At 50.0% G+C, this 1,023-nt stretch carries 2 tRNA genes and 2 rRNA genes; all 4 read left to right on the forward strand.

What is annotated here, in order from left to right:
• Positions 1-410, forward strand: a 16S ribosomal RNA gene (locus KO1_RS26630); the annotation flags it as partial.
• 72 nt (positions 411-482) lie between these two features.
• Positions 483-559, forward strand: a tRNA-Ile gene (locus KO1_RS26635).
• A gap of 108 nt (positions 560-667) precedes the next feature.
• Positions 668-743 (forward strand) — tRNA-Ala (locus KO1_RS26640).
• A 178-nt stretch (positions 744-921) separates the two neighbouring features.
• Positions 922-1,023 (forward strand): 23S ribosomal RNA (locus tag KO1_RS26645); the annotation flags it as partial.

Genomic DNA, 1,023 nt, shown 5'->3' on the forward strand with positions numbered 1-1,023 from the left:
GGTCCGGCCGGGAACTCAAAGGAGACTGCCAGTGATAAACTGGAGGAAGGTGGGGATGACGTCAAGTCATCATGGCCCTTACGAGTAGGGCTACACACGTGCTACAATGGCATATACAAAGAGAAGCGACCTCGCGAGAGCAAGCGGACCTCATAAAGTATGTCGTAGTCCGGATTGGAGTCTGCAACTCGACTCCATGAAGTCGGAATCGCTAGTAATCGTGGATCAGAATGCCACGGTGAATACGTTCCCGGGCCTTGTACACACCGCCCGTCACACCATGGGAGTGGGTTGCAAAAGAAGTAGGTAGCTTAACCTCCGGGAGGGCGCTTACCACTTTGTGATTCATGACTGGGGTGAAGTCGTAACAAGGTAACCGTAGGGGAACCTGCGGTTGGATCACCTCCTTACCTGAAAGAACCTGCCTTTGTAGTGCTCACACAGATTGTCTGATGAAAAATAAGCAGTAAGAAAATCTCTGCAGGCTTGTAGCTCAGGTGGTTAGAGCGCACCCCTGATAAGGGTGAGGTCGGTGGTTCAAGTCCACTCAGGCCTACCAAATTCGCTCCCGTGCTGCGTTGTGAAATAACTCGCATACTTCAGTATGCTTCGTTCTTCCACGCCTTGCCCGGAACCGAATTACGGTAAATGAGATTTTAACTACGATGGGGCTATAGCTCAGCTGGGAGAGCGCCTGCTTTGCACGCAGGAGGTCTGCGGTTCGATCCCGCATAGCTCCACCATCTTTACTGCCAAAAACAAGAAAACTTCAGAGTGTACCTGAAAAGGTTCACTGCGAAGTTTTGCTCTTTAAAAATCTGGATCAAGCTGAAAATTGAAACGACACACAGCTAATGTGTGTTCGAGTCTCTCAAATTTTCGCGACACGACGATGTTTCACGAAACATCTTCGGGTTGTGAGGTTAAGCGACTAAGCGTACACGGTGGATGCCCTGGCAGTCAGAGGCGATGAAGGACGTGCTAATCTGCGAAAAGCGTCGGTAAGGTGATATGAACCGTTAT

The organism is Klebsiella oxytoca NBRC 105695, assembly GCF_001598695.1.
In the GTDB taxonomy this organism is placed as follows: Bacteria; Pseudomonadota; Gammaproteobacteria; order Enterobacterales; family Enterobacteriaceae; genus Klebsiella; species Klebsiella oxytoca.